Origin of the sequence: Vibrio panuliri (assembly GCF_009938205.1) — a bacterium.
GTDB lineage: Bacteria > Pseudomonadota > Gammaproteobacteria > Enterobacterales > Vibrionaceae > Vibrio > Vibrio panuliri.
Genome location: NZ_AP019654.1, coordinates 3080581 through 3093595 on the forward strand (window position 1 = coordinate 3080581; position 13015 = coordinate 3093595).

11 protein-coding genes are annotated in these 13015 nt (G+C 45.7%); 7 read left to right on the forward strand and 4 right to left on the reverse strand.

Annotated elements, in window-relative coordinates; translation table 11 throughout:
• Window positions 1-2 precede the first annotated feature (2 nt).
• The 3 genes from dapF to lptM form a co-directional block, all read right to left on the reverse strand.
• Window positions 3-833, reverse strand: coding sequence for a diaminopimelate epimerase (dapF, locus tag GZK95_RS14190; RefSeq protein ID WP_075708834.1), 831 nt, complete (start codon window positions 831-833; stop codon window positions 3-5).
• 10 nt (window positions 834-843) lie between these two features.
• Window positions 844-2097 (reverse strand): diaminopimelate decarboxylase, encoded by a 1254-nt coding sequence (gene lysA, locus GZK95_RS14195; RefSeq protein ID WP_075708833.1) that lies wholly within the window; start codon window positions 2095-2097, stop codon window positions 844-846.
• Window positions 2098-2184: 87 nt separating this feature from the next.
• A complete protein-coding gene (gene lptM, locus GZK95_RS22470; protein ID WP_408646683.1) occupies window positions 2185-2301 on the reverse strand; it encodes an LPS translocon maturation chaperone LptM in 117 nt (38 codons plus the stop codon).
• A 75-nt stretch (window positions 2302-2376) separates the two neighbouring features.
• On the opposite strand from lptM, the gene cyaY reads away from it, so the two are divergent.
• The gene (gene cyaY / locus GZK95_RS14205; protein ID WP_075708831.1) at window positions 2377-2691 is read left to right on the forward strand and encodes an iron donor protein CyaY; all 315 of its coding nucleotides are present in this window, start codon (window positions 2377-2379) and stop codon (window positions 2689-2691) included.
• Window positions 2692-2745: 54 nt separating this feature from the next.
• Here cyaY and GZK95_RS14210 read toward each other — a convergent pair whose 3' ends face one another.
• Window positions 2746-5277, reverse strand: coding sequence for a class I adenylate cyclase (locus GZK95_RS14210; RefSeq protein ID WP_151148780.1), 2532 nt, complete (start codon window positions 5275-5277; stop codon window positions 2746-2748).
• A gap of 346 nt (window positions 5278-5623) precedes the next feature.
• Between GZK95_RS14210 and hemC the strand changes: the two genes are divergently transcribed.
• The 6 genes from hemC (at window position 5624) to GZK95_RS14240 (ending at window position 12974) form a co-directional block, all read left to right on the forward strand.
• The gene (gene hemC / locus GZK95_RS14215; protein WP_075708829.1) at window positions 5624-6562 is read left to right on the forward strand and encodes a hydroxymethylbilane synthase; all 939 of its coding nucleotides are present in this window, start codon (window positions 5624-5626) and stop codon (window positions 6560-6562) included.
• Window positions 6563-6567: 5 nt separating this feature from the next.
• Entirely contained in the window at window positions 6568-7323 is a 756-nt protein-coding gene (locus GZK95_RS14220) for a uroporphyrinogen-III synthase (protein WP_075708828.1), read from the forward strand.
• Window positions 7313-8515: a uroporphyrinogen-III C-methyltransferase gene (locus GZK95_RS14225; protein ID WP_075715417.1), complete on the forward strand. Its 1203-nt coding sequence runs from the start codon at window positions 7313-7315 to the stop codon at window positions 8513-8515. Before GZK95_RS14220 ends, GZK95_RS14225 begins: the two co-directional genes overlap by 11 nt.
• Window positions 8515-9696: a heme biosynthesis protein HemY gene (locus GZK95_RS14230; protein WP_075708826.1), complete on the forward strand. Its 1182-nt coding sequence runs from the start codon at window positions 8515-8517 to the stop codon at window positions 9694-9696. The genes GZK95_RS14225 and GZK95_RS14230 overlap by 1 nt, the downstream gene beginning before the upstream one ends.
• 186 nt (window positions 9697-9882) lie before the next feature.
• The gene (locus GZK95_RS14235) at window positions 9883-10167 is read left to right on the forward strand and encodes a c-type cytochrome (protein ID WP_225623927.1); all 285 of its coding nucleotides are present in this window, start codon (window positions 9883-9885) and stop codon (window positions 10165-10167) included.
• 149 nt (window positions 10168-10316) lie between these two features.
• Window positions 10317-12974 (forward strand): DUF2339 domain-containing protein, encoded by a 2658-nt coding sequence (locus GZK95_RS14240; protein WP_075715416.1) that lies wholly within the window; start codon window positions 10317-10319, stop codon window positions 12972-12974.
• Window positions 12975-13015: the final 41 nt, after the last annotated feature.

The window sequence follows — 13015 nt, forward strand, 5'->3', positions numbered from 1 at the left end:
AATTAACAGTTCATCTGACCATCATAGACATGGGTTGCAGGCCCTGTCATATAGAGCGGTTTACCGAGACCTTGCCAACGAATCTTCAGTTCACCTCCAGGTAAGCGAACACTCACATGCTCGTCCAAAAGCCCCTGAAGGATACCAACTGCAACCGCTCCACATGCACCACTGCCACATGCTTGAGTTTCTCCCGCGCCTCGTTCATAGACACGAAGATTGATTTCATTGCGCGTAACCACCTGCATAAAGCCAGCATTGACTCGCTCAGGGAAACGCTCATGTGATTCTAACATCGGCCCCAAGGTTTCAACATCGGCAGTCTTAACGTCATCAACCACAGTGACAACATGGGGATTACCCATGCTGACCGCACCACAGAACAACGTCTTATCTTCAGCACGCATAATGTAGGTCTTTTCCATTTGCTTCGCTTTAAATGGAATTTTACTTGGCTCGAATTCAGGTACGCCCATGTTCACGGTAACTTGGTCATCTTCTTCGATGTTGAGAACCATCTTACCTTTTTTCGTACTCACACTAATGCTGTACTTATTGGTTAACCCTTTCATCCGCACAAAACGTGCAAAGCAGCGCGCACCGTTACCACACTGCTCCACTTCGCTGCCGTCAGCATTAAAAATGCGATAGTGGAAGTCCGTTTCAGGATCATACGGTGCTTCCACCACTAATAATTGATCAAAACCTACGCCTGTATGTCGATCCGCCATACGACGAATCAACTCAGGAGAGAAAAAAATGTTTTGGGTAATACAGTCGACCACCATAAAGTCGTTACCCAAACCATGCATTTTAGAAAAATGGAAATGCATACAGTTTAAATTACTCCGGTAATACGCTTTCAAGCTCCCACAAGCTTGTTAGTTCTTCACGCTTACGAACCAAATGTGCACGATTGCCATCAATCATCACTTCTGCTGCTCGAGCTCGCGTATTGTAGTTCGAGGCCATTACGAACCCATAAGCTCCTGCAGAACGCACTGCCAACAAATCATTGGCAGCCAATACGAGCGCGCGATCTTTGCCTAAGAAGTCACTGGTTTCGCAAATCGCACCCACTACGTCGTATGTTGTCGCTTCTCCCTCACGCGGTTGAACAGGCACGATATCTTGCCAAGCTTGATAAAGAGCAGGACGCATCAGATCATTCATGGCTGCATCGACAATAGCAAAGTTTTTATGCTCGGTATGTTTCAAGAATTCGACCTTGGTCAACAACACGCCCGCGTTAGCAACAATGGCACGCCCCGGCTCAAAGATAAGCTCAAGGTCTCGGTGATTTTCCAAGCGCGCGAGTAGCGCTTTCGCGTACTCCGAGGGCTGAGGAGGTAACTCATCACGATAAATTACCCCTAAACCACCTCCAACATCTAAGTGGCGAATATTGATCCCTTGCGCTTTAAGTTCATCAACCAATGCGAGCAAACGATCGGTTGCATCAATAAATGGATCGATATCGGTTAGCTGAGACCCGATGTGGCAATCGATGCCTTTAACATCAAGGTTTGGCAAGCTGTGTGCGAGTTGGTAAACGACTGGAGCGCGGTCAAAGGCGATACCAAACTTGTTGTCACGCAGCCCAGTAGAAATATAAGGATGAGTATGGGCATCGACATCGGGATTAATCCGCAGTGAAACTGGCGCGATGACGCCCATGTCACAGGCCACCTTGTTCAAACGTTCCAGTTCAGGTTCAGATTCGACGTTGAAGCACTTAATCCCAACTTCAAGGGCGCGCTTCATTTCCGCTTCTGTTTTTCCCAGCCCAGAAAATACAACCTTACTCGGATCACCACCTGCGGCAATAACGCGCTCTAACTCACCACCGGAAACAATATCAAAGCCTGAGCCCAATCGAGCCAGCGCATTTAATACACCAATGTTGGAATTGGCTTTTACTGCAAAACAGACCAGATGAGGATGTTCGCCAACCGACTTGTCAAAAGCATGCCAATGACGCTCTATGGTTGCGCGAGAATAAACGTAAAGTGGTGTTCCAAATTGCTCTGCCAAATCAGAGAGTGGAACCTCTTCGGCCCATAGTTGGCCATCATCCTGATAGTTGAAGTAATCCAATGTGTTTTCCCTTTATTTCTGGTTGTGTCTACCCAAGAGACTTATCGATGCTTGGGTATATCGCCTAGCATCATGCCGACTGCGATATTATTGTGGTTGCTCGTTCTGCTGGGCATCATCCGGCATATAGAGTGGCCCTGTTTGACCACAGCCCGCTAATCCCAATAGTGAGATAACAAACAGCGCTAAGATTGATTTTTTCATTGGTCTAACCGTGATTATTCTTTCAATGCCCCCTATAATCGCACCACACTCAGGAAAAGCAATAGGATAGACAAGATGAACGAGACAGAATTTCATCAACTTGCCGATGAGCAAATGCAATTCATCGAAGAAATGATTGATGATTCAGGCGCGGATATCGACTACGAGACTTCAGGCAATGTCATGACGTTGGAATTTGAAGACCGTAGCCAAATCATTATCAACCGCCAAGAGCCGATGAAAGAAATTTGGCTTGCTTCTCGTTCTGGCGGGTTTCACTTCGCTTATGTAGAGCAAAAGTGGATTTGCTCAAAGACCGGTATCGAACTGATTTCGATGGTAAAACAAGAATGCCAAAAACACGCTGGTGAAGAGATAGACTGGGTGTAGTCGAAGTAGCACGATTAGACGAAAAAAAGAGCACGTACGTGCTCTTTTTTGTTACTAGGCATTAACGGCGCGGTTAGGCTTTGTGTAGGTTGCTCCGTCATTACGATAAGGGACAATGTATGGCTCACCGCCATCTTCGCAGTAAACAATCTGGTAGTACTGCGGTAAGTTGAAGTTGATAAACTTCGACGCCACCTTATTGTCATCACGTACTGAGGTGTAGAAACTGTTTACGCTGGCAATCATCTCATCTTTACCGCCATTGTATTGATGATAGACCTCAACACGGTTCGCTTCGTCCAATACATAGATATTGAAACCCTTGTCGGTGTCTTCAAAGAAGAACTGCACTAAGCCTTCACTTGCACAGTTATCAACAATTTCTGGTAATTGGTAATCCTGCTCTTGGTCAAGCATCAACAATGGTGAACCATTTAATTTGTTGGTTGAGATACTGCGGTAGAAATCAACCGAGTTCTCCAACATCTGTACCGACACACCACGGCGTTCGAAAAACAAGCCATACATCTGTTGACCCAATCTCAGCGCTTTAAAGCGGCGACGCTTCTCTTGCTCAACTGGCTTAAGACGTAAATCGATACATTCTGCCAGCAATTGGTACACCATATTGCGCATCACACCACGCATATTTTTGCTATAACAGAACACATCAACCGACTCTGGTGGCAACGCATCTTGGTGCATTTTACCGAGAACAGTTTTGAGTCCATCCAACATCGCGGTCTCGCCTTTGAAGTGCAAAGTACGAACTTCGTGCCAAGAATTTCGATAGACTAGATCGACACTACCCACTAAACATTTTTGTTCAGGGCCGTAGCTAAAGATATCAATATTCTTCAGATCAACCTTACTTGATTTCGCGCTTAACTCGGCGGTTGGGTCTTCTTCAAAATTGATGAACATCGCTAACTGGCTAATCTCACACGGACTTGCCAATGCTTGCATACTTGGGCGACGCTTACGCAAAGAGAAGGTGTTTCGCAGATCACTCACCATCTGATAGAACTTATCAATATCAAGATGCGCATCTCGAATCACAGCGTTTAAATGAGTCGACTCCGTGATCAAACCATTAAAAAACGCCCATGCCACCAGCTTACTTAGATATTCGTTATGTTCTAAGAACGGCTGGCCAAGAATACGATGTGGTTGAAGTGGTTGCTTGTACAAGTACCAACCAGATTGATTTGTACGCCCAGGCTGAACCTCAATAAAGCTCAATTCCGGCTCATGTAAATCTGGTGAAATTTGAGGATTGAGCAGCGTCACTTTACCCGGTAGAACCTCAAACGCAGCATACAACTTACGAGCGAGAATACTGATGTCTTGCGGGCTGATCGCCGAAGTAATGTCATTGCGACGCGCAAACTGGATCAAGTTGCGGTAGCTGAGCATCAACGCATCGAGCAGAGAATGATGCACAATACGGACTTGTTCTACTTTCCAGTGACGGCGATTATCTAACTCTTCAATTACCTCAGGTCCCCAGTTCCACTGAGCAACTAGAACACCTAAGACTTCACGACGCCAAGGTACTGACCCAGCTCCCGGCTCTCGGGAAAGCTTTTCATGAGTTTTGAGGTAGAAACAGCGACGAACAAGATCAAGACGAGTGGTATCACCGATCCTTTCTAAGTATCGAGTAACCTTTTCAAGCATTAAGTAGTAAGCGTCCATACCATAGAGGTCTTGCTCGTCGGCAAAGAAACGGCGCTTAGTATCTAAACTCAATAATTGTGCATGTGGGTACTCCCACGAATACGCTTCGAGCAAAATCGCTTTTAATACCGACTTGTAAGGTGAGTCGATACTTTTGTATAGCTGCCACAAGTTCGAGCCAAAGTACTCTTCGGCAGGAATGCGATGCAACTTACCAAAGTCGATCCATGTATTACAGTCGATAGAGCCTCTGTTACATAACTCTTGAACGTATTCGTCGTAGCACTCTTCCATTTCCGGCGGCACAATTTGCCACAATAAACGCTGACCTGAAAGGCGCACTGCACTGCGATAAAACTCATCCAACAACAGCATGTGTTGCGAAGAACCACAGTTATCGCCCGTCATCTCCTCCGAACGATTCGATTTGAAGCGATCCGCATCCATAATAAAGAAGTTTGCTTCAACGCCTTGGCTCTGAGCCCAATCGGTAATTAGCAAACACTTATTATTCAGTTTTTCTCGCTCCTCATGCCCCATCAACGGAGAGACACATACCCAGATATCGAGATCACTAGAGGTACTCTGACCAATCGAAGAGGTACTGCCCATGGTGTACAGAGCAAGGATGTCAGGGGTAGATTTCGAGGTAAGCGGTAAGCCAATGGTTAGCTCGGTATCCTCGATAAACTGCTGTTGCTCGGCGTTCAACTCAAAACCAAAAATTCCATAAGGTACTTGCGCGTCAAAATAGCCGGGAAAAACAGGATGGTTGTAGTGCAGCAATGCAGGGATAAGATGGAATACTCGCTGAGCTTGCAGATCCATAAGTGCCAGCGCGCGTTCAATGCGCTGCTGGTTCAAACTATCTAGTCGTTGAATTAACTTCTCAGTGTAAGCCTGCAAGGGAGATTCCTTGGTTATTTTCTATTATACGCCTTGCTCAATAAACAGCCTAAAGCGCCAACAAAACGTGATCAATCTATCATTTTTATTTGGATTGGTAAAGATTTGTACGATCGAATCTACATTGTTTTGTGTTTCAACGTCTTGTGAGTTTGCTCCCCTTAGTTTGGTATGTAACTGCTTTTTCTAATAACAACCTAGCTTACAAACGGGACTTTTATCACAATATTTTGCCCAATTAATGTTAACTCGAGTCCATTTATCCATTCAATGCATTGATCAGTAAATTTTTCGCCCTCTCAGTGGTAGGATTAGACTATCTACCATTCAATTTATATAGGCGAATATGACAAATACGGCCCCAATTCGAATTGCAACGCGCAAAAGTCCTCTTGCGCTATGGCAGGCGCATTACGTGAAGGATGCTCTTCAAGCAGCCCACCCAGGTCTAGAAGTCGAACTTGTCACTATGGTGACGAAAGGTGACATCATTTTGGATACGCCTTTAGCGAAAGTGGGTGGTAAAGGTCTGTTCGTTAAAGAGCTCGAAGTTGCGATGCTTGAAGGTCGTGCCGATCTTGCCGTGCATTCAATGAAAGATGTGCCAGTCGATTTCCCTGAGGGGCTAGGATTGGTAACGATTTGTGAACGCGAAGACCCACGAGACGCATTTGTTTCAAACACCTATAAAAACGTCGATGAACTGCCAGAAGGTGCTGTCGTAGGTACGTGTAGCCTACGTCGTCAATGTCAGTTAAAAGAATACCGACCTGACTTAGTGATTAAAGAACTGCGCGGTAATGTCGGCACTCGCCTAGGAAAGTTGGATGCTGGCGAATATGACGCAATTGTTCTTGCCGCGGCAGGTCTGAAACGCCTAAAACTAGAAGAGCGTATCGCAAGCTTTATCGAACCAGAGCAATCGCTGCCAGCGGTTGGACAAGGTGCGGTAGGCATTGAATGTCGCTTGGATGATGAGCGCTTAATTCAGCTCCTTGAACCACTAAACCACGCCGACACCGCTGACCGTGTTAAGTGCGAACGCGCAATGAACCTTACCCTAGAAGGTGGATGTCAGGTTCCAATCGGCAGCTACTCTCTTCTTGATGGTGACGAACTGTGGCTGCGTGCACTCGTGGGTGAGCCTGATGGAAGCGAGATTGTACGCGGTGAAATTCGTGGACCTCGAGCACAAGCTGAAGCTATGGGTATCAAGTTGGCCCATCAACTACTGGATGCTGGTGCACGCGAAATCCTCACTAAGCTGTACACAGAACACGAGTAGCCTTTATGGCAGTGTTAGTTACGCGGCCAGGTAAACAGGGGATTTCGCTTTGTCACCAACTTGCTGAGCACGGGATCAAAGCAGTTCATCATCCACTGATTACCATTCAAGCTGGGGAGCAACTCTCCAGCTTACTGCACCAACTCCCGTTGGCGGACATTGTTATCGCTGTCAGCCAACACACCGTGGAATTTGCCCATCAAGCTCTCACTCAAACACAGCTAAAATGGCCAATTACCGCCACCTACCTTGCCGTCGGTCAAAAATCCGCGCAGTTTTTAAGCAAATCTATTCAGCAGAAAGTACACTACCCAGAGATAAGTGATAGTGAAAACTTACTGAATCTTCCTCAGCTACAAAATGTGTTTGGTAAGCGAATCCTTATTTTAAGAGGTAATGGGGGACGTGAGCTTATATTTGACACCTTGAGTGAAAGAGGCGCGAAAGTGGAATACTGTGAGGTTTATAAGCGTGAAAATCTCGCTTTCCACTCAGAAATCACGGTACCTTTCTGGCAAGATAGCCAGATTGATCAACTTATTATCACTAGCTCGGGACAACTTAGTTTCTTCATTGAGCAAATCGCACCACAATATAGAAATTGGATTTTCCAGTTGGTGCTTTATGTACCGAGCGAACGCATAGCGATTGAAGCGCGACGCGTTGGCTTCCATACCGTCGTCAATACAGGAAGTGCTTCAAATAAAGATTTATTGGCATCTCTCTGGCCAAGGAAACAGGACGAAAACAATGACAAGTAAAAAGAATAACGATCAGGTTGAATCAGAGAACAAAACCGAACAAGCTCCAGAGCAAAGTGTCGACACTACCTCTCCAACTGAAACAGAATCCACACAAACGGCAGCGAGTGAAGAACCAACTGCTGAGCAGACACCACCAACGCCCCCTCAAGCAGAAGAAAAACATGGCAAACGCGGCGTTAAGTTAGGGGCAATTGCGATAGTTATCTCCATTGTCTTTGGTGGTGGTTTGACATACTTAATGCAGCAAAAAGACGCAGAGTATCAAGCCAAAATTGATGCGCTTACTGCCCAACTAGAGCAAACCAAATCGTCTCTCACTAGCGAAGTCAAAGCAACTGAACAAGCCACCATCGCGAAGGCAACAGAAATTACCCATCGCGCTGAAACGGTTCTTACCCAACAGCAAAAGAGTATCGAAAGTTTGCAAGTTGCCGTCGCGGATGTAAAAGGCCGTCGCCCTAACGACTGGCTGCTTGCCGAAGCGGACTACTTGGTAAAACTCGCTGGACGTAAATTGTTCTTAGAACATGACGCAGAAAGTGCCACCCTGCTAATGGAAAGTGCCGATCAGCGTATTGCGGCACTGAATGACCCAAGCCTAGTACCACTTCGCAAGTCGATGGCCAATGACATTACTAAGCTCAAATCTATTCCTCTTATCGATCGAGACGGCTTAGTTCTGCGCCTCACTGCTCTACAGCAACAAGTTGATCAACTGCCGCTGGCTAATGCCGTCCTTCCAGAAGAGAAAGCTCAACAGCCAGAGAAAGTTTCACAAGATATCAATGACTGGCAGCAGAACCTAAAGACGTCACTTAAGGATTTCTCAGAGAACTTTATTACTTTCCGCTCTCGCGACGGGAACGTCATACCATTGCTGTCTCCACAACAGCATTTTTACCTCAGAGAGAACATGAAGGCGAAGCTCGAAACTGCAATCAAGGCGGTCTACGTAGAGCAACAAGAGATTTATCAAACTGCCCTTTCAACAGCGGAGCAATGGTCGCAATCTTTCTACGATCAAGAAAGCAACCAAGTGAAAGAGTTTAATAAAGCATTAGAGTTACTCGCTAAACAAACGGTGCAAGTGGAATACCCAGTAAAACTCGAAACTCAACAACGCCTAACGGACGTTATTCGAGAGCGTCTACGTCGTGAGGTAACCACACTAGTGACGGAGGAAAAATAATGTTTCGACTGATTTTTCTCTTTATCGTCCTAGGGGCTGGTTTATATGCGGGGAGCCAATACTCCGGCCAGCAAGGTTATGTACTGATCTCCATCGCCAATCAAACGATTGAAATGAGCGTGACAACACTGGTGATCTTTGTGATTGCTGCCCTAGCAGCACTGTTTGCGCTCGAATATGTGATTAAGAAAATCTTCTACGCCAGTTCTGCCACGTGGAACTACTTCAGCGTTCGCAAACTTCGTCGCTCGCGTCGCTATACCAATGAAGGCATCATTAAGCTTCTCGAAGGTGACTTTAAAGACGCCGAGAAGAAAGTGACGCGTTGGGCCAATCACCACGATATGCCATTACTATGTTACTTAGTGGCTTCAGAAGCAGCTCAGGGCCAAGGCGATAGTGCAAAACGCGATAAATACCTCAAGCTCGCATCAGAGCAAAAAGATTCTCGTCTTGCGGTTGAACTTACCCGAGCAAAGCAACAGTTGCGTGAAACCCGCTTCGACGATGCCTTTGTCACTTTGTCAGATTTAAAAGGCGAGTTCCCGAGCAATGCCATTGTGCTCAACCTGCTCAAGACCGTGTATATGGAGCTGAAACTGTGGGAGCCATTGTTGGAACTTCTGCCTAAGTTGGTGAAAGCGAAGTTGATCACTAAAGAGGAGTCACAACAATTAGAGCAGCATGCTCAATGTGGTTTACTGGCTGAAATTGCTGAACAGAAAGGCAGCGAAGGACTTATCCAACATTGGAATGCTCTTCCACGTAAAACGAAAAGCGATCTTCACTTAGTTGAATGCTTTAGCAAGCAACTTATCGCGCGTAAAGCGGATGACAATGCCTTCACCATTATCAAAGAGACATTGAAGAAACATCCTAATGCCGATCTATACAAGTTACTGCCTGAATTGAACCTGCTCGATAGCCACCCAGCAGTGGTATTCTTAGAAGATACCTTGCGTAAAGATGGTAACAATGCGGAAGCACACAGTGCATTAGCGCAGTTCCATTTACGTAACCAAAAGTGGTCTGAGGCGCAGCAGCACCTAGAAAAAGCCTTGGAGCAACGCTCGAATGTCTCTGATTATGCTTACTTGGCCGATGCTTTGGAAAAGCAAAACTTCAATAAAGCTGCCCATGAGGTTTCAAAAAAAGCCCTCACCTTGGTCAGCCACAAGTAGCTCGTATAAACTCACTCATTGCTAAGCCGACCTATGGTCGGCTTTTTTTATCTAAACAAAGTATTCAGCTTTCGTTCATAGAGAATGACATACTCTATGTAACATAACTCGCTTATGTTACGGATTACTCGAATGAAAAAGATTGCCACAATTCTGATCGCCGCATAACTTATCACTATTCCCTCTCTGGTTCTTGCCACCTCTCTCGAACAAGGTAAACAAAACTACCAAACACTTTGTCTCGCTTGTCATGGCAACTTAGGCCATGGTGATGGTGTTGCCGCCCAAGCTCTTAGTGAACAACCATCAAATATTCACCAGAGTCTCAACTCATGGTTTGAGTCAGAAGCTGAACTGATTGATACCGTTCTCAATGGCAATGAAGAAATGCCAGCTTGGGGCAGCGTCCTAAATGAACAGCAGGTCAAAGAAATCTTTGCCTATATAGAATCTATCAACCAACCGAAATAGCGATCTCATCCCAAGAATGTTCGATTATAAGCTGCAACACCATCATAAATAACACACGTCTAATTTATTGCACCGTGTTTAGATCTAGAATAATGATTATCAGCGCATCAATTGATTCATTATCGATAAGCTAAACATGGAACACGTAAATGGACTTAACACTTGTGATCGGATTATTGGTGATTGTTGTCACCATCATCACACCCATCATTGCATTTTTGGCTTATCAAAAAGCCAGTAAGTTAGAAGCGCAGATCAGGCAACTTAAACTGGATTTGCAAGACTTGCGCAATGGCAGCCTTGACGATCCGCATAGTGAGCGAACTGAGAGTGAGGCAACCAATCCTACTTTAGCTATCTATGAGGCTAATGAGCCTCTCGCTAACCTACCACCAGTGGAAGTCACTGTTAACCACACCGATCAACAAGAGACCAAGTTCGCGACTCAAGCTGACCTAATGGCCAAGCCAATATCACCTTGGTTTGAAAAATGTTTGACGCATATCCGTGACAATTGGTTGGTGTGGATTGGCGGGCTCGCATTAGTCGTTGGGGCAGGATATCTAGTTCAAGTCGTTGGCAGTAACTTCACGTTCTCACCAATAGTAAGAGTGCTCGCAGCGGCGCTGTTTTCCAGCAGCCTAATTTCCCTTGGCGAGGTGACCCATCGTAAGATAAGCGCGATATCGAGTAGCTTTATCAGCCTAAGGGCTGATGCTTATATCCCTGCCGCTCTTTATGCCGCTGGCATGAGTGGGCTCTACGCCACCGTGCTTTTCTCTACTGTGGTGTATCAGTTCTTTACGCCTAGTCTCGCTCTTACTGCTATGGCGTTTCTAGCATTAGTCTGTCTTGCGCTGACACTAAGATTGGGGCCGTTAATGGCTGCACTAGGGCTGTTTGGTGGCTACAGTGCCCCATTCTGGATCGGAGGTGAAAGCCCAAACTATGTATTGCTATCTTGCTATATCAACGCTATCACTATTGCAGGTCTACTCACGTATTTGCGCAGCAAGCAAACGTGGTTGCCTCTGGCACTCACGGTAGCCCATTGCGGTTGGTTATTACTGCTGATATTCAACATACCCGATGAAATCCTCACGCTTTGGTATGTCGTTTCTGTTTCACTCAGTACACTGCTACTCGTTTTCATTCCTTATATGGGGCTTGAGCTTAAACTACGCTATCGCCACGCTAACAAGTGGCAATACTCACAACCTATAATTCCAGCAGTCGCTCTCTCTCTCGTCAGCTTGGCTTATCTAGAACAAAATCTATTTCGCGACAATGGAGCTTTCTGGTTTTTCCTCTATCCTATTTTAATATTGGTACTACCAATACTCAGAGGCAACTTAGCACCAAGGCGCTACTACCCAGTCACTGCGCTCGGCATCATTTGTATCGAGTTGGGCGCTATTGCAATCAATAACGTCGCTACCAGTACTCTCTTATGGAGCATAATCGCTTTTTGTAGCGTAATTGCGATGGCAAGGTGTACAGCTCAATATCTACTCGGAGATCGAAGCACTATCGCCTATTGGATGGCGGTAATCACATTGCCTGGCTTGCTAGTGACCAACTTGCTTTACCTAGAACTGCAGCAATTCGCTGCCATTTATTTTTGGGCAGTATTTGCAGTATTCACGAGCGTTGTCGCACTGTTAATTGCGATTAAAACAAAGCGCCTCATTCAAGAGACATCAAGCTCCCTCCATTTGGTCGCTTTAACATTAAGCTACTGTTTCTTAAATAGTGAGTGGCTAGCGATTTCAATCTCACTGCAAATCGTCACTGCAGCATGGCAACATACAAAAAACCGTTACTCTCCAGGCACACTTACCATCAAGATCATGATGGCGACACTGATCGTCTTGGTCAGTGCCGTTCCTTTCATCCCAGAACTGCAGTTCACTCTAATAGGGAGTTGGAGCTCGGTACTCGAAAGTTATGTACCAGCTATAGTCGCACTATGGGTAGCTCGCCAAATGCTCAGTAAGCAACAACTTGAGCTGAGCGAATGGTTAGAAGGTTCAATCTTGCATCTGGTGGTGTTACTTGTCTTTGCCCAAACTAACTATTGGCTACTGGACAGCTTCAATTTTGTTTTCGATATAAACTTCTATTCAATATCACTGTTTATCTCACAAGCGGTTGCTCTATTTGCGGTCTACCAATTCAAGTTAAAACATTCCGTACAGCTGAAACTCTTCTATCGCGGTTATTGTTATCTTTTGCTATCTGTCATAGGAGTGCTGTTCCTCATTCTCAACACGGTTTATCAGCCTCTACTTAATTCCTATGTCACTGGCACCGACCTACCAATAATTAACTGGCTTGCTCCGGGTTGGTTGGCGCCAGCTTTATTGGTGTTGGGTATCAGCTACTACAAGCTCTACACAAGCCCAATCAAGGATCTCTACCTCAACGTATTTGCCGCGGTCGCGTTTGGTTTATGGGTTACATTTTCCATCCGTCAGTTCTGGCAAACTGGCAGTATGATGATCGATCAACCAACCAGCATGGCTGAAATGTTCAGCTACTCAGTTGCTTTGATCATAGCTGGGGCAGCAACAACATATCTTGGGGTGAGAAAAGCTCACAAACTGACTCAGAAGGTGGGATTAATCACCTTGGGTGTGACTGTATGCAAAGTGTTTATCCTTGATACCGCTGCACTGGAAGGAATTTGGCGAGCAATTAGCTTCCTAGGGCTTGGCGGATCACTCATTGCACTAGGATGGCTATTTCAGCGATTACATTACCGTACAGGGCAAGAGAGAAAGGCTGAGTTGAGAACTGAGAATTGAGCGTCGAGAGAGCGGTATACATAAACGCTCAATTGCTCTTT

Coding starts and splice junctions, on each gene's coding strand:
- dapF (WP_075708834.1), bottom strand. CDS start 833: ATGCATTTCCATTTTTCTAAAATGCATGGTTTGGGTAACGACTTTATG.
- GZK95_RS14240 (WP_075715416.1), top strand. CDS start 10,317: ATGGACTTAACACTTGTGATCGGATTATTGGTGATTGTTGTCACCATC.
- hemC (WP_075708829.1), top strand. CDS start 5,624: ATGACAAATACGGCCCCAATTCGAATTGCAACGCGCAAAAGTCCTCTT.
- GZK95_RS14225 (WP_075715417.1), top strand. CDS start 7,313: ATGACAAGTAAAAAGAATAACGATCAGGTTGAATCAGAGAACAAAACC.
- lptM (WP_408646683.1), bottom strand. CDS start 2,301: ATGAAAAAATCAATCTTAGCGCTGTTTGTTATCTCACTATTGGGATTA.
- GZK95_RS14220 (WP_075708828.1), top strand. CDS start 6,568: ATGGCAGTGTTAGTTACGCGGCCAGGTAAACAGGGGATTTCGCTTTGT.
- cyaY (WP_075708831.1), top strand. CDS start 2,377: ATGAACGAGACAGAATTTCATCAACTTGCCGATGAGCAAATGCAATTC.
- GZK95_RS14230 (WP_075708826.1), top strand. CDS start 8,515: ATGTTTCGACTGATTTTTCTCTTTATCGTCCTAGGGGCTGGTTTATAT.